Here is a 14983-nt window from a genome sequence, read left to right as displayed (position 1 = left end):
CGAGTTGCCCCGTTTATGTAAGCGCGTGACAGTGGAGCATGTGCCGCATCACCTCTCGAACCGGATGTCGTGGGTGCATCCAGGCGCGACGAAGTCCAGCAGCGGCTGGCCTTCCTTGGTCAGCGCGTTGAGCTCCTTCTTCAGCAGGTTCCGGTACGGGTGCACGACGAGCACCGCCTTGTCCTTGGTCGTCTCCACGGTCCACCAGCCGGTGGTGTACCCGTCGACGAGCAACAGCCTGGGCAGCATGCCGTTGCGCGGGCGCTGCTGCTTGTAGTCGACGAGCACACGGCTGCGGTCGTCGTGTGACAGCAGCAGGTTGTCGAAGTCGTAGAGGTAACGCACGGGCGCGGGCGTCGATTCGTCCGGCCTCGGCGCGTCCGGCAGGTCGAACAGTTCACGGCCGTTCTCGTCGGTGAACGTCACCAGCTTCGGGCGCAGCCGGTCGAAAACCTCGGCCAGCCTGGTCAGCCCCGACCACACCTGCGCGTCCTTCACCGAGGCCGGTCCGAACGCGGACAGGTAGCGCAACACCAGCCGTTCGATGTCGGGCTCGGTGTCGACCGGCGAGCCCAGCCAGGTCTCCACGGTGGAGTGCACCGCCTGGCCGCTGCCGCCCCACAGGCCGCGCGGCGGGATCTGCACGAGCGGCACCCACGCGCGGACCGAGTACGCCAGCGAGTGCTCGTCGCGTCCCGGCCAGCGCTCCGCCATCCGCTGGCCCAACTCGGTGAAGGTCATCGGCTTCTCGTCGAGCAGCCTGCGGCCCTCGGCGATCAGCTCGTCCTTGTCCAGGTCGGGGATGTTGCGGCCGTAGACGCTCGCGGTCGAGCGTTCGCTGACGATCTGCAGCAACGGCCGCAGCGCGAGGCTGTCGCGGGCGGTGACCAGGTGGATCGTCGACCGCATCAGCACCATCCGGACGACCTCGCGGTCGGCCAGCAGCTTCGACAGCGCGTGCGGGTCGAAGTCGTTCAGCCTGGTCCACAGGCCGTGGTACCAGCTGTGCGTCGTCTGCGCCTGCAGGCCCACCAGGTGCTCGATCGCGTCGAGCACGGGCATGTCGGAGCGCTCAAGGAGCATTTGGCGGGCCAGCGTGGCGCGGTTGAGTGCCCTGCTCGAGATCAATGCGGTCATAGCACGAACAGTATGGCCAATAACGGACAGGTCCTGGCCTCAATACGGAGCGACATGGTAGACACTGTCTACCTGAATCTGAGGTTACTAGGACGTGAATGAGATACCAACGCTTCGTCGCACTGGGTGACAGCTGCACCGAGGGCCTGGACGACCCGTACCCCGGCAACACCGTGTACCGCGGCTGGGCCGACCTGGCCGCCGAGCGGTTCGCGCAGGACGACACCGACTTCCGGTACGCCAACCTTGGCGTACGCGGCCGCAGGCTCGACCAGATCATCGCCGAGCAGATCCCAGCCGCCACCGAGCTGCGCCCCGACCTCGTCGCCCTCTTCGGCGGTGGCAACGACATCATGTCGGGTGGCTACTCCGAGCGGGTCATCGCCCGCCGGGTCGACGACGCGGTGCGGGCGCTGACGGAGCTGGCGCCGACAGTCGTCGTCTTCACGCTCAGCGACATCGCGCGGCGGATGCCGTTCGGCTGGCGGATGGCGCCGCGGATCGAGGCGCTCAACGCGGCCATCCGGGAGGCCGCTGTCAGCTACGGCGCGGTCCTCGTGGACCTGTGGCCCGACCTGGCCGCGCACGACTCGCGGTACTTCGGCCCGGACCGGCTGCACCTGTCCGAGGCGGGGCACCGGCGCCTGGCCGCGCATCTGCTGGCCAGCCTCGGCGTGCCGCACGAGCCCGCGTGGCTGGAGCCGCTGCCCGGCGTGCCGTCACCGCCGAGCATGACCGCCAACGTCCGCTGGGCCTACCAGCAGGTGTGGCCGTTGGTGCGTGGCCGGATCCGCAACCGCCTGATCGGCCGCCAGCCCGGCGACGGCGTGCTGCCCAAGCGCCCGCAGCTGCTCCCGGTGACCGAATGGCACACCGTCCCCGAGACGGCGTGACCCCGGTGGCCGACGGCACGCGCAAGCGGCTGATCGGCTGCGCGCTCGAGGTACTCGCCAGCGAAGGCGTCGACGCGGTGACGGTACGCAGGGTGGCCCGCGACGCCGGGATCTCCCACGGAGCCCCGCTGCGGCACTTCCCGAACCGCACCGCGTTGCTCACGGCCCTCGCGGCGACCGGCTACACGCGGCTGACCGAACGCCTCGGTTCGGTGCCGGACGGCGAACCCCACGAACGGCTGGCCGCCGCGTGCGAATCCTATGTGGACTTCGCCCGGGGCGGGCCCGCGCTGTTCGAGTTGATGTTCCGACCGGACATGACCGCGTTGGGCACAGCGGCCTTCGCGCGGTTCAGGACGTACGTGCCCGGTTCGGACCTGGTCGCGGCCTCCCTGTGGGCGGCGTTGCGTGGCCTGGCGCTACGCCCGGACGCCGCCGCGGTCCTCGCGGCAACCCTCGCCACCTACGCCAGTTAGTGTGCAACCAATGTGGCCTTCGTTGCGCGAAACGCTACGAAGGCCACATTGGTTGCTTCTCAGCCACCTCGGTGGACTTGGAAGGGCGAGAAGCTCTGGGCCACCGGCATCAGCTCGATCGAGTTGATGTTGACGTGCGGGGGCTGGATCGCCGCCCAGTGCACCGACTCGGCGACGTCCTCGGCCGTGAGCGGCTGCATGCCCGCGTACACCGCGTCGGCTTTGCCCTGGTCTCCGGAGAACCGGACAGTGGAGAACTCCGTCCCGCCGACCATGCCGGGGTCGACACACGTCACACGCACGCCGGTGCCGTGCAGGTCGCTGCGCAGGTTGAGGCTGAACTGCTGCACGAACGCCTTGGTCGCGCCGTAGACGTTGCCGCCGGGGTACGGGTAGGTGCCCGCGACCGAACCGATGTTGATCACGTGCCCGCGGCCGCGCTCGACCATCCCCGGCAGGACCGCACGGGTGCAGGTGGCCAGGCCCTTGCAGTTCGTGTCGATCATCCGGTCCCACTCGTCCTGCTCGGCTTGCTGCGCGTGCGCGATGCCCAACGCCAGACCGGCGTTGTTGACCAGCAGGTCGATGTCGGCGAACTCGGCGGGCAGCCCGGCCACGGCCGCGTAGACCGCCGCGCGGTCGGTCACGTCCAGCTCCAGCGGGAGCACCTGGTCGCCCAGGTCAGCCGCGAGCTCCTTGAGCTTGTCGACCCGCCGGGCCGTCGCGATCACGCGCGCGCCTTCCGTCGCGAACCGCCGGGTGATGGCCGCGCCGAACCCGGTGCTGGCCCCCGTCACGAACACGATCCTCTGCTTGCTCATGCCCACACCGTATTCAGCAGCCGCTCGAACGCCGCGTTGAACTCCGCGGGACGTTCGATGTTGGGCATGTGCGCGGCGCCTTCGATGATCGCGAGGTCGGCTCCCGGGATCAACGCCCGCATCCGTTCGGCTTCCTCGACCGGCGTGTACTCGTCCAACCGTCCCACCGCGACGAGCGTCGGCACGGTGATGCCTCGCAGCACGTCGGTGTAGTCGGGGCGCTCGGCCCGTCCGCGCAGTGCGGCTGCGGCCCCTTCCGGCGGGGCGTTCTTCATCATCCGCATGACGTGCTCGGAGTCGTTGCCCGCAGCCACCATCTTCCACTGCACTTCCTCGGCGTACGGGCCCATGCCCTCACGCGACAGCCGGTCGGCCATGTCGTTGCGCGCCCGCACGCCCTCAGGCGTTTCCGCGCCGGGGAAGGTGTCCGCCAGCAGCAGGCCGAGAACGCGTTCGGGGAACTGGCGGTAGAAGTCCATCACGATCTGCCCGCCCATGGACAGCCCGCCCAGCACGAACCGCTCGACGCCGAGCCGGTCGAGCAACTCCGCGATGTCGCGGGCGAAGACGTCCAGCGTCGTCTTGCCGGGCACCACCGTGCTGTCGCCGTAACCGCGCAGGTCGGGGAGGATCAGCCGGTGGCCGGGCGTGAACCGTTCGACCTGCGGCAGCCACATCGTGCGGTCGAACGGGTGACCGTGGACGAGCACGACCGGGTCGCCGGAACCGATGTCTTCATACGCGATAAGCACGGGTTTCACGCTAACCAGCCGACTTGCTCGGTGCAATAGAAAAATTGTACTCGGTGCAATATGGTGCAATCGTGGACGACTACCGGCAGATCGCCGACACCTACGCCGCCGCGATCGCGCAAGGCAGGCTCAAACCCGGCGACCGGCTCCCGCCGCAGCGCGAGTTCGCCCGTGCCCACAGCATCGCGAGTTCGACCGCCGCGCGGGTGTACGGGGAGCTCCGGCGGCGAGGCCTGGTCGTCGGCGAGACCGGGCGCGGCACGTTCGTCCGCGCGATCCCGCCTCCGGAGGCACCGGCGCTGACCGAACCGGCACGGGTCGCCGTCGACCTGGAGCTGAACTTCTCCGTGCTGCCAGGGCAAGCGGAGCTGCAGGCGGAAAGCCTGACGGGACTGCTGCGCGCCGACGTGCTGGAGACGTCGCTGCGGCCGACGAGCGTGACCGGCACTCCGCTGTTGCGCGACGCGGCGTCGAAGATGTTGGCGCGAGCGGGATGGGAGCCGGACCCGGCGGGCATCGTGTTCACCGGCAACGGCAGGCAGGCCATCGCGGTGGCGCTGGACATGCTGGTGCCCAACGGCGGCCGTCTCGGCGTCGAACCGCTGACCTACCCCGTCATCAAGGGCATCGCCGCCAGGCGCGGGATCACGTTGGTGCCGTTGCCGATGGACGAACACGGGCTCAACCCCACCCCGGCGGACCTTGACGGCGTGCACGCGGTCTACATGCAACCGACGCTGCACAACCCCCTCGGCGTCACGATGCCGAGAGCCCGCCGCGACGAACTCGCCGCCGTGCTCGACAAGGCCGACGTCCCCGCGATCGAGGACACCATCTACGGGTTCCTCGCCGAGGACCTCCCGCCAGTTGCGCCACAAAGGACAGTCGTGGTCGACAGCCTGTCCAAGCGGCTCTCGCCGGGGCTCACCGTAGGGTTCATCGCGCCCCCGCCCGCACTGGCCGAGCGCGCCGCCCGCGCGGCACGTGCCATGGGCGTCGGCGCACAGCACTTCGCCATGCAGGCCGCCGCCCGATGGCTCACCGACGGAGTGGTGGAGCGGATCTGCGCGGACAAGCGCGTCGATTCCCGGGTGCGTCAGCAGATCGCGCGTGCCAGCCTGCGGGTCGAGGGGGACCCGGGCGCCTACCACTGCTGGTGGCGGCTTCCCGGGCGCTGGACCGCGGAGGCGTTCGTGGCGGCTGCGGCGCGGCAGGGGATCGCGGTCGCCTCGGCCGCCGCGTTCGCTGTGCGCCAAGGGGATTCCCCGAACGCCGTGCGGCTGTCGCTGTCGGCGCCACCCTTGGAGACCTTGCGCGCCGCCATCGAGACGCTCGCGCGACTGGCTGCGGGCGACCCGTACGAGACGGTGGAGGTGTGAGCTGCCGGGGCCTGCTGGGACCCCGATCCATTTCGCAAACGCTCAGCGATCTCCCAGCCGGTTCACAGCCAGTACCGCGCCGGGACTGGTCTGGTGGGTGTCGTGAACCGAATAGCCCGCCCGGCCCCGATTCTTGCCTTCGCCGCCGTGATCGTGCTGACCTCGCTCGCCGTGCGGCTGGTGATGTTCCCGTTCGAATCACTCGACTACCGGGCGTTCGTCGCCCAGTGGTACGAGTTCATCTCGGCCAACGGCGGGTTTTCCGCGATGCGGTACCAGTTCGCCGACTACAACGTGCCGTACCTGTACCTCCTGGCGATTCTGACCTACCTGCCGGTTCCCGTGCTGGCCGGGGTCAAGGCGATCTCGGTGATCTTCGACGTCGTACTCGCGTATTACGTCTACAAACTGGTCGCGGTGAAATACCCGCGCGGCTGGTGGCCGTTCGTCGCCGCCGTCATGGTCAGCGTGCTTCCGACGGTCATGACGAACGGGGCGTTGTGGGCGCAGTGCGATGCGATCTACGCGGCATTCGGGATCGGCGGCGTGTACTACGCGGTGCGCTCACGGCCGTGGCTGGCGTGTGTGTTCTTCGGCCTCGCGCTGGCTTTCAAACTGCAGGTCGTGTTCCTGTTCCCGCTGCTGCTCGCGCTGGTTCTGCTGCGCAAGGTGCCGTGGCCGGGATTGCTGGTCGTCCCCGGTGTCGTGCTCCTGCTGGACGGCCCCGCGTTGCTCGCCGGGGCGGATCCGGGGCACTTGCTGTCGGTCTACACCGCCCAGGCGCAGAACTACACCGAACTGACCCTCAACGCGCCGAACGCGTACCAGTTCCTGAGCGTCACCACCGGCGAGGACCTGATCCGGACCGCCGGGGTGCTGCTCACGGGTCTGCTCGCACTGGTCGTGGTTTTCGGTTTGGTGGCGGCCAGGGCGCGGCTGACCGTGCCCAGGGTCGTGTTGCTGGCGGCGCTGTTCGCGATCCTGGTGCCGTTCTTCCTGCCGGCCATGCACGAGCGTTACTTCTACCTGGCCGACGTGCTGTCGGTGGTGGTCGCGTTCTACTTCCCGCGCAGGCTCTGGCCGGTGCCGTTGCTCGTGCAGTTCGCGTCCTTCTTGTCCTACACGCCTTTCCTGTTCGGCAAGGCGGGCGTCGACCTGCGCTGGCTCGCGGTGGCCATGCTGGCTGCGCTCGTCATGGTGGCCCGCGAGACGCTGCTGGAGATCCGGCGACCTCTGCCCGTCTAGAGCAGCGAGCTGGGGTCGGCGGGCACGTCGACCGCGTTCTCCCGCAGGGCCGCCAGCGGCACGACCTCCAACGCGCGTGCGTGCGTCGCGGCGAGCACCACCGGCGCCGCGACGCCGGCCTCATAGGACTGCAGCCACCGCGAAGCGCAGACACACCACCGGTCCCCCGGGCGCAGCCCGGGAAAACCCAGGTGCGGCCGCGGTGTCGCCAAGTCGTTGCCGATTTCCCGCTGGTGCTGCAGGAACTCGCCTGTCATCACCGCGCACACGGTGTGATTGCCCACGTCTTCCGGGCCGGTGTCGCAGCAGCCGTCTCGGTAGAAGCCGGTCACCGGGTCAGTGCCGCATTCCTCGAGGGCGCCGCCGAGTACGTTCCGGTCGTCGCTCATACCCCACAGGGTCGCACAGGAGGCCGATCATGCGGGAGAGACAGATCGTGTGTAAGTCTTCAGCGTGATGGCGTTGGCCGACTTCTCGATGCCGCCGAGCATCCTCTTGCGACCGGGCAGGTGCGGCAGCAGCCGCATGAACTGGTTGCGCAGCCAGATGCCCGCGCGGCTGCCCGGCACGAACCCGCTCGAGCCAGGTGGCCGCTTCTGGTTGCGTGTCACGTACTCGCTCATCTCGTTCTGGTACTGGGCGAACGCCTGCTCGTGACCGGCCGTGGACAGCTCACCCGCCAGGACGTAGGCGCCGACGATCGCCATGCTCGTGCCCATGCCGAGCGAGCCGCCGAACGCGGAGTCGCCGAGCAGCACCACGCGCCCGCGTGACCACCGCTGGACGCGGACCTCCGCGGCCCGGTCGAAGAACAGGTCGTCGGTGTCCCGCAGTTGCTCGAGCAGCCCGGGCAGCTCCCAGCCGACGCCGTCGAACATCTTGGCCAGCAGGGCTTTGGGGTCGCGCCGGGCGCCGGGGATCTCGGGCCCGGAGAACGCGAGCATGGCGCGGACCTCACCGCTGGTGCCCACGGGATACACGAGCGTGGCGCGGCGGGGCTCGCAGTACATCAGCTCCCAGCCGTCGAAGTCGATGTCCATCCGGGCGGGGAAGTACGACGTGTAGTACCCGAGGTCCCGCACGTCGGCCTCGAACAGCAGGTCGCGCACGCCTGAGCGGATGCCGTCCGCGCCGACCACGATGTCGAAGTCGCGCGTGCCCGACTTGCCGAACGTCACGGTGACACCGTTGCCGTGCTCGGTCAGCGCGGCGATGGTGTCACCGAAGACGAACTCGACCGACCCGGGCGCCAGCGCGTCGTGCAGGATCCGGACCAGGTCGCCACGCAGGATCTCGAGCTCGGCGACGATCCCGCCGGAGTCACCGAAGTCGTCGCCGCCCATCCTGGCGATCTGCCTGCCCTTGCCGTCGATGATCGCGATGCCGTGGGTGCCGGTGTGGGCGGCTCGGATCTGGTCCATCAGGCCCATCCGGGTGACGACGTCCCGCGCCGCGCCGCGGACGTCGATCGCTTGTCCGCCGGACCGCAGCGCGGTGGCGCGTTCCACGATCGTCACGCGGAAGCCGTGCTCGGTCAGCCAGTAGGCCAGTGAAAGGCCGGCGATGCCGGCGCCGGAGATCAGTGCAGTGCGCATAAGTACACCGTACAGATCGGCTCGTACGCTGTATAGCGAACTAGTGCGTTGGACGCTGTTAAGCTGGCTCTATCCGGCGGCTCACTAGTGCGGTGGAGGGGAAATGGCGGCTGAAGCGCCCTACCTGCGGATCGCGGCGGAGATCAAGGCGCGGATCGCGCGCGGGGACCTGCGGCCCGGCGACCGGGTCCCGTCGACGCGGGAGATCACGCGGCAGTGGGGCGTCGCGATGGCGACCGCCACCAAGGTGATCGCCGCTTTGCGTGACGACGGTGTCGTGGACACGAAACCAGGCGCGGGCACAGTCGTCCGGTCGGCCGCCACTGCCCGCAAGGAGGCCAAGGAACGCGACTTCGGCAGGGAGGCGGTGATCAGGGCCGCGATCGTGATCGCGGACGCGGAGGGCCTGCAGGCGGTCTCGATGCGCCGGATCGCGATGGACCTGGGGGTGGCGACCATGTCGCTGTACCGGCACGTGGCGAGCAAGGAGGACCTGGTCGTGGAGATGGCGGACGTGGCGTTCGCCGAGCAGCCGTTCCCCGAGCGGATACCCGGGGACTGGCGGACCGCCGTGGAGATCGCCGCACGTCTGATGTGGATGGTCTGCAGACGGCACCCCTGGGTCGCCGAGGCGATGTCGATGACACGCCCGCGTGTGTCGCCGAACCTGATCATGTACACCGAGTGGGTGCTCACCGTGCTGCGCCGGCACGGCCTGTCGATGCACGACATGATGTACACGCACCTGAGCGTGTTCGGGCACGTCCGTGGCCTCGCGCTGACCCTGCAGGACGAGACGCGGGCACGCCAGGACTCCGGGATCACCCACGACGAGTGGATAGGCAGCCAGGAGGAGGAACTCGGGCGGTTGCTGGTGACCGGCCGGTACCCGACGATGGCGGAGATCATCACCGACGAGTTCGACTACGACCTGGACAAGGTCTTCGAGTACGGGCTGCGCCTGCTGCTCGACGGGGTGGAACGGCGGTTGGGACGCCGCGAACTACACTGATCGGTCATCCCGTCGGCGACGTGCGCACCGAATCGATACGGGAGAATCGCCCCTGAGGTGACAGCCCTGGGTGACAGCGGCGGGGGACAGCGGCGGGAACAGCACAGAGGACGGAGCGGATGACGAGCCGGGCGCAGCGCAACAGGACGAATCCGGATCTCGGTGTGCTGGCCGGGCGACTGCTCTTCGCGGTGCAGAACGAGCTGTTCGCCGCGCTGGCCGCGAAGGGCTTCGACGACATCCTGCCGAGGCACGGCGCGGTGATGGCCTACATGGACGCGGAAGGCGTCCGCGCGACCGACCTGGCCCGCCTGTCCGGCCAGCACAAGCAGGTGATCGGGACACTCGTGGACGAGTTGGAGCGGCTGGGTTACGTCGAACGGCACCCCGACCCCGCCGATCGCCGCGCGAAACTGGTCTGCCCGACCGAGCGCGGGCTCGACCAGATGCGAGCCGCCGACAAGATCATGAACACCCTGCAGGAGCGGCACGCCCGCAGGCTGGGCCGAGACGCCTTCACCCAGTTCAAGGCCGCTTTCATGGACGTGGTCGAGCATCAGCGCAAGGCGGTCGCGAAGAAGTCGTGAGGCTGCGACCCGGCTTTCGGCGTCGCCGGGACCGCGGCGGTTCGCCCGCGTTGCCGAAGCCCCGCTGCGGACGACAGGCATCCAGTGCGGCGGTTCCTCCCCCGCGGTGAGCATTCGCACGTCGGCGGTTCGGCGCAATGTTGTGTCCGGCAGACAGCGGTAAGCCGTTGTGTTGTCGGGATTGGTCACAACGGCATCGCGGCCAGTGCCCCTGTGGTGCGGCAAACTGTGCCCGCGGGAGGTGGTGCGACTCCTCCATGGCGAGACCGGCGGTTTCCGCGCGCCCGTCGCGGTGGTTGCTTCGACGGTGCCGGGGACCGCTGATTCCTCCTGGGCGCGCTTCGCAATCGTTCTCACGGGTATGACCAGCAGTAGGGCCTTGACGGCCATCAGATCTAGAGGCATCGTGAATGAGAACGATTGCACACTTCAGGAGCGAGGTAGTGATGGCGGCCTTTCCCGCGGACCGTCCCCGGATCGGCTGGATCGGCTGCGGCCGGATGGGTGCCGCGCTGGCCCGGCGTTTGCTGAAAGCCGGTTACGACGTGATGGCCTACAACCGGACCCGGGCCAAGGCCGCGGCCCTTGTCCCGCATGGGGCGAGCGTGGCGGACCGGCCGGCCGACCTCGCCGACCGGGACGTCGTGTTCACGATGGTGGCCGCGTCGGTCGACCTCGAAGAGGTCACCGCGGGCAAGGGTGGCGTGCTGACCAACCCGGACTTCGCGCCGAAGGTCCTCATCGACTCGTCGACGGTGTCCGGGGAAGCGTCCGCGGGTGTCCGCGTGGTCGCCCTCAAGCGGGGCACGGAGTTTCTCGCTGCCCCGGTGAGCGGGAACCCGAAGGTGGTCGACGCGGGCCGCGTGACGCTGGCGGTGTCCGGGCCGCGGCCGGTGTTCGACCAGGTCCAGCCGGTGCTGGCCGCACTCGGGCGTGGCGTGACGTACGTCGGCGACGACGAGGTCGCCCGGCTGGTCAAGATCTGCCACAACGTGTTCCTCGGCGTGGTCATCCAGTCGATGGCCGAGATCACCGTTCTGGCCGAGAAGGGCGGGGTGAGCCGGGCGGCGTTCCTGGAGTTCCTCAACCAGTCGGTGATGGGCTCGGCGTTCAGCCAGTACAAGACACCGGCGCTCGTCCGGCTCGACTTCACCCCCACGTTCACCATGCCGTTGCTGCGCAAGGACTTCGATCTCGGTTTGCAGGCCGCGCGGGCACTGGAGGCGCCGATGCCGCTCGCGTCGACCGCCGCGCAGATCATCGCGTCCGCCGTCGGCACCGGGCACGTCGATGAGGACTTCGCCGCGTTGATCCTCGACCAGGCGCGGCGGGCGGGCTGGGCGCTGGAACCGGAGGACTCGGACCTGACCGACGGGCTGCCCGCCGACGACGAAGGGTAGCTCCGGTTTCCCCGGCGGACACGGAGCTTCCACGCCGGACACAGTGGACTCTGCCCGGCGTGCGCCGATCGTCCGGGCGGGTGGCCGCGGCGCGGCGGGCGACCACGCGCAGTCGGGACCGTTGCGGTGTCCTGGTGATTTCTTCGGCGAGAGCGGTAGGTAGCCACACAGTTACCGCTAGGGTGGCCGCCGTGGAAAAACCACCGACCATCAAGGATGTCGCCAGCCTGGCCAAGGTGCACGCGGCAACAGCCAGTCGTGCCCTCAATCCCCAGACCAGGGGAAAGGTCAGTACCCGGACGGCCAACCGCGTGCTCGAAGCGGCGAAGTCCCTTGGCTACGCGCCGAATTCGGCGGCGCGGATGCTGCGGACCAAGACGTCGTCGGTCGCCGGGGTGATCATTCCCGACCTGAAGAATCCTGTCTTTCCTCCGATCGTCCGAGGAATCGAGGACGGCCTGCGGGAAGCGGGCTACATGGCGCTGATGGGCAACACCGACGGCGACGCCGAGCGTGAACACGAACTGCTGCTGGCGATGCGCGGCAGGCAGACCGACGGCTTCATCCTGGCCACCGGCCGCCGTGAGGACCCGTCACCGGCCGACCACGTGCCGACCGTGCTGGTCAACCGCCGCACGGACGCGGGCGACATCCCGTCGGTGACCAACGACAACAACGCGGGTGTCCACTCCGCGGTGCGGCTGTTGGCCTCGCTCGGGCACACCAGGATCGGCCACGTCGCCGGGCCGAAGGAACTGTCCACGGGCTGGGAGCGCTACCGCGCGTTCGTCGACGCCATGGCCGCCCACAGCTTGGATGTCGATCCCGGGCGGGTCACGTTCGCCACCGCTTTCACCGAGGAAGCCGGGTATGTCGCGGCCCTGCGGCTGCAGCCGGACGTGACCGCGATCATCGCGGGCAACGACCTGATCGCATTGGGGTGCTACTCCGCTTTGGAGGAGCGGGGTTTGTCGTGTCCACAGGACGTGTCGGTGGTCGGGTTCAACGACATGCCGTTCGCCGACCGGCAGCGCCCCGGCCTGACGACGGTGCGGATCCCCCACTACGAAATGGGTTTCGAGGCGGCGCGGCTGCTGCTCGAACGGATCGCCAACCCGGCCACTCCGGCCAAACGCGTGATCCTGCCGGTCGAACTGGTTCGCCGCGGTTCGGTCGCGCCGCTGTGTTAGCCGGCCAGACCGATCCAACCGGTCACAGTGGAACGTCAGAAGTCGCTCGCGATCAGGTCGAGCAACGTCCGCAACGCCCGGCTGGGTGGTTTGCCCGCCGCGGTCACCATCGTCATCGGCCAGGTCATGCCGTCCGACAGGGGCACGCGGACCACGCCGGTCCCGATCGGCATCCCAGGATCCGGGATGACCGCGATACCCAGCCCGGCCCGGATGTACGAGGAAACCGCGAGCAAGTCGGCGACCTCGACCCCGACGCGCCGCGGTGAACCCAGCGCGACGTAGGCGCGGTCGATCGCGACCCGGTTGCCGAACCCGGACGGCGTGTCCACGAAGGACTCGTGCGCCAGGTCGGCCAGTGCCACACCGGCACGCCCGGCCAGCGGGTGGTCGTGCGGCAGCAGCACCGTGTACGGCCAATTGGCCAGCGGTCTGACGGTCAGCCCGGCCAGGTCGGACTCAGGCAGGCCGAGCAGCGCCAGGTCCAGCCTGCCGGTGCGGACGTCGTCGGCCATCCCGCTCGACCCCGTCGCCGAGACGGTGACGTGGATGTCGACGAGGGGATAGTGCCGGTGGAACGACCCGAGCAGCTCCGGCAGGTCGAACACCGTGATGTTGGTCATCGTGCCGACCCTGATGGTGCCGCGCAGCCCCGCTGACGCCTCCTGCGCCGCGGCCATAGCCCGGTCGACGGCCTCCAGTGCGGCCTTGGCCTCCGGCAGGAACGCCGCGCCCGCCGCGGACAGCGTGACGCGCCGAGTGGACCGGTCGAACAACTTCGTGCCCAGCTCGGCCTCCAGTGCCTTGATCGCGGCGGACACCGTGGACTGCACCGCGTGGAGGCGTTGTGCCGCACGGGTGAAGCTGAGTTCCTCGGCGACCGTGACGAACGTTTCCAGCTGCCGGGTCTCCATGCGCCCAATTATCGTCGAAGCCGATAAATCGCGCCAGGATCTTTCGTTGGACTTGATGGATGGCTGGAGTCAACGTGGAGATATGACTCTCACTGCTGCCGCACGCCCGGCCGCGCCCACCTGGCGCGTCAGCCACGGTGGCGGATTCTGGGTGATCGCGGCCGCGTTCACGATCGCGCTCGCCTTCTCCACCGTGCCGACCCCGCTGTACGGCATCTACCAGCACCGTGACGGCTTCCCGACCTGGGTGATCACCGTCATCTACGCCATGTACGCGGTGGGCGTCGTGGCGAGTCTGTACCTCGTCGGCCACGTCAGCGACTGGTTCGGCCGCCGCCGGGTGATCCTGGCGGCCACGCTCGTCGAGGCAGTCTCCGCGTTGATCTTCGTCGTCTGGCCGGACCTAACGGGCCTGATCATCGCGAGGCTGATCGGCGGTGCGGGGATCGGCGCGATGGTCGCGTCGGCCACGGCACACCTGTCCGAGTTGCGCACGATCGCCCGCCCGGACGGCGACCCGGCGCGGTCCGGACTGATCTCGACGGTGGTCAACGCCGGTGGCCTGGCGATCGGCCCGCTGGTGGGCGGGCTGCTGGTGCGGTTCGTCGACTCGCCGCTGACCACCCCGTACCTGATCTTCCTGGGGCTGCTGCTGCTCAGCGCGCTGGCGATCAGCCTGGTGCCGGAGACGGTCGAGCGCGCGGAAGAGCGCCCGGCCTACCGCCCGCAGGCGATGTCGTTGCCGAAGGACGCATTGCCGAGGTTCTTCGGCGCCGCGACCGGGGCGTTCGCCGCGTTCGCCTTGATGGGCCTGTTCACCGCGCTGGCGCCGACGTTGCTCACGCTGGTCTTCGGGCAGCCGTCGAAACTGCTCGGCGGCATCGCCACGTTCGCGCTGATGGGCGCGGCGGCGGCCGCGCAGGTGGTGTTCACCCGGGTGACCACCCGCCCACAGCTCAAGATCGGCTTCGCGTCGATGGCGGCAGGACTGGTCGTGGTCTCGGTCAGCGTGCTGACGGTCAGCATTGTGCTGTTCTTCGTCGGCGCGGTGATCGGCGGTGCAGGGACTGGTCTGGTGTTCCGTTCGTCGGTTGCCACGGCGGCCGCGTTGGCCGAACCCGCTGTCCGGGGTGAGGTTCTGGCCGCCCTGTTCCTCGGTGCGTACGCGGGGTTGTCGATACCCGTACTGGCCATCGGAGTCGCGTTGATCTGGCTGCCAAGCCCGACCGCCGTGGTGTTGTTCTCGGCGCTGGATCTGGTTCTGCTCGGCTGGGCCGCGCGGCGCACGCTGGCCCGTTAGGTCGGCCGGTGGCCGGTAGCGCGCCGGCGCGAGATTGCTCGCGGGTAGCGCGGGGTTTGCGGCCCTGCGCGCCAGCGCAGAGCAGGCGGCGTGCGCGCTAGCGCAGAGTGGGGCTTCGGGGGTGTCTCCTGCCCGTCGGCCTGGGCGAAGCCAACCACGGGCTGTCAAGAGGTCGGCCTACCCCAAGAGCCCCAGCGACAGCCATACCGATCCTCTTGACTGCCCGTGGTTCCCTGGGGCAGGTCGACGGGCAGGGGACGCCCGCGCCCTGAAACCCCGGGT

At 69.2% G+C, this 14983-nt stretch carries 15 protein-coding genes; 9 read left to right on the top strand and 6 right to left on the bottom strand.

Translation table 11 applies throughout. The features are described from left to right. Window positions 1-48 precede the first annotated feature (48 nt). Window positions 49-1137 carry a winged helix DNA-binding domain-containing protein gene (locus ALI144C_RS05380; RefSeq protein ID WP_076985890.1) on the bottom strand — a complete coding sequence of 363 codons (1089 nt, stop codon included), beginning with the start codon at window positions 1135-1137 and terminating at the stop codon, window positions 49-51. 98 nt (window positions 1138-1235) lie between these two features. On the opposite strand from ALI144C_RS05380, the gene ALI144C_RS05375 reads away from it, so the two are divergent. After that, window positions 1236-2030, top strand: a complete 795-nt coding sequence (locus ALI144C_RS05375; protein ID WP_076985889.1) for an SGNH/GDSL hydrolase family protein — start codon at window positions 1236-1238, stop codon at window positions 2028-2030. Next, entirely contained in the window at window positions 2003-2506 is a 504-nt protein-coding gene (locus ALI144C_RS05370) for a TetR/AcrR family transcriptional regulator (RefSeq protein ID WP_083752739.1), read from the top strand. Before ALI144C_RS05375 ends, ALI144C_RS05370 begins: the two co-directional genes overlap by 28 nt. Before the next feature lie 59 nt (window positions 2507-2565). Here the strand turns inward: ALI144C_RS05370 and ALI144C_RS05365 are convergent, their stop codons facing one another. Both ALI144C_RS05365 and ALI144C_RS05360 read right to left on the bottom strand, forming a co-directional pair. Next, complete coding sequence (locus ALI144C_RS05365; protein ID WP_076985985.1) at window positions 2566-3327, bottom strand: SDR family oxidoreductase; 762 nt, start codon at window positions 3325-3327, stop codon at window positions 2566-2568. Then, complete coding sequence (locus tag ALI144C_RS05360) at window positions 3324-4079, bottom strand: alpha/beta fold hydrolase (protein ID WP_202818856.1); 756 nt, start codon at window positions 4077-4079, stop codon at window positions 3324-3326. Before ALI144C_RS05360 ends, ALI144C_RS05365 begins: the two co-directional genes overlap by 4 nt. Before the next feature lie 71 nt (window positions 4080-4150). Between ALI144C_RS05360 and ALI144C_RS05355 the strand changes: the two genes are divergently transcribed. Continuing rightward, a complete protein-coding gene (locus tag ALI144C_RS05355; RefSeq protein ID WP_076985888.1) occupies window positions 4151-5458 on the top strand; it encodes an aminotransferase-like domain-containing protein in 1308 nt (435 codons plus the stop codon). A 102-nt stretch (window positions 5459-5560) separates the two neighbouring features. Then, window positions 5561-6703 carry a hypothetical protein gene (locus ALI144C_RS05350; protein ID WP_143230424.1) on the top strand — a complete coding sequence of 381 codons (1143 nt, stop codon included), beginning with the start codon at window positions 5561-5563 and terminating at the stop codon, window positions 6701-6703. Here the strand turns inward: ALI144C_RS05350 and ALI144C_RS05345 are convergent. Next, entirely contained in the window at window positions 6700-7092 is a 393-nt protein-coding gene (locus tag ALI144C_RS05345; RefSeq protein WP_076985886.1) for a DUF2237 family protein, read from the bottom strand. The two genes, ALI144C_RS05350 and ALI144C_RS05345, sit on opposite strands and share 4 nt — an antisense overlap. A gap of 27 nt (window positions 7093-7119) precedes the next feature. Continuing rightward, window positions 7120-8298, bottom strand: a complete 1179-nt coding sequence (locus ALI144C_RS05340; RefSeq protein ID WP_076985885.1) for an FAD-dependent monooxygenase — start codon at window positions 8296-8298, stop codon at window positions 7120-7122. Window positions 8299-8401: 103 nt separating this feature from the next. Here ALI144C_RS05340 and ALI144C_RS05335 point away from each other — a divergent pair, with 103 nt between their 5' ends. The 4 genes from ALI144C_RS05335 to ALI144C_RS05320 all read left to right on the top strand — a co-directional run bounded on the left by ALI144C_RS05335 (window position 8402) and on the right by ALI144C_RS05320 (window position 12487). Then, a complete protein-coding gene (locus ALI144C_RS05335) occupies window positions 8402-9310 on the top strand; it encodes a TetR/AcrR family transcriptional regulator C-terminal domain-containing protein (protein ID WP_076985884.1) in 909 nt (302 codons plus the stop codon). A gap of 119 nt (window positions 9311-9429) precedes the next feature. Then, window positions 9430-9897, top strand: coding sequence for a MarR family winged helix-turn-helix transcriptional regulator (locus ALI144C_RS05330; protein WP_076985883.1), 468 nt, complete (start codon window positions 9430-9432; stop codon window positions 9895-9897). A 446-nt stretch (window positions 9898-10343) separates the two neighbouring features. Beyond that, window positions 10344-11297, top strand: coding sequence for an NAD(P)-dependent oxidoreductase (locus ALI144C_RS05325; RefSeq protein ID WP_076985882.1), 954 nt, complete (start codon window positions 10344-10346; stop codon window positions 11295-11297). A 191-nt stretch (window positions 11298-11488) separates the two neighbouring features. Then, window positions 11489-12487, top strand: a complete 999-nt coding sequence (locus ALI144C_RS05320) for a LacI family DNA-binding transcriptional regulator (RefSeq protein ID WP_076985983.1) — start codon at window positions 11489-11491, stop codon at window positions 12485-12487. A 35-nt stretch (window positions 12488-12522) separates the two neighbouring features. Here the strand turns inward: ALI144C_RS05320 and ALI144C_RS05315 are convergent, their stop codons facing one another. Then, entirely contained in the window at window positions 12523-13401 is an 879-nt protein-coding gene (locus tag ALI144C_RS05315; RefSeq protein ID WP_076985881.1) for a LysR family transcriptional regulator, read from the bottom strand. Window positions 13402-13483: 82 nt separating this feature from the next. Here ALI144C_RS05315 and ALI144C_RS05310 point away from each other — a divergent pair, with 82 nt between their 5' ends. Beyond that, window positions 13484-14701: an MFS transporter gene (locus tag ALI144C_RS05310; RefSeq protein ID WP_076985880.1), complete on the top strand. Its 1218-nt coding sequence runs from the start codon at window positions 13484-13486 to the stop codon at window positions 14699-14701. The last annotated feature ends 282 nt before the right edge of the window (window positions 14702-14983 follow it).

Origin of the sequence: Actinosynnema sp. ALI-1.44, from assembly GCF_001984155.1 — a bacterium.
Classification (GTDB): domain Bacteria; phylum Actinomycetota; class Actinomycetes; order Mycobacteriales; family Pseudonocardiaceae; genus Kibdelosporangium.
This window is presented reverse-complemented; position numbering and strand designations above follow the sequence as displayed.